Annotated in this window: 1 pseudogene; it reads right to left on the bottom strand. The window is 59.3% G+C overall.

The window, feature by feature from the left end:
- A pseudogene (locus tag AF337_RS07435) lies at window positions 1-228 on the bottom strand (ABC transporter ATP-binding protein/permease); the annotation flags it as partial.
- Window positions 229-327: the final 99 nt, after the last annotated feature.

The raw sequence follows: 327 nt of genomic DNA, 5'->3' as shown, positions 1-327 counted from the left end.
CTTGTCGCCACCGCGTCCCCAGTAACGGCGCGCGCTGATCCAGAAACGCTTGAGCAGATATCGCTTGCGCGCCTGCTCGGCCTCTTCAGGCGTCAGCTCCGGATCGGGTTCGATGACATCTGGCGGCGGCATGACCTCGACAGTCGATGCCGTCTCCTGGGGCGAGTTCCCGGCACCGTGCGGTTCGGTACCGTCGACCGATTTCGGTTTGAGTTTAGCGTCGGTCATAAGCGCGATAACGGCTTACACATCGAAATGTTTCATGATGCCGGTGGCGAACATCGCATCAGAGGGCTTGTCGAGAAAATCAGGCAATCACCGGAAGAC

It is taken from the genome of Rhizobium ecuadorense, assembly GCF_001187535.1.
Classification (GTDB): Bacteria; Pseudomonadota; Alphaproteobacteria; order Rhizobiales; family Rhizobiaceae; genus Rhizobium; species Rhizobium ecuadorense.
Note: the sequence above shows the minus strand (reverse complement) of the source record. Positions and strands in the feature narration are given on the sequence as shown.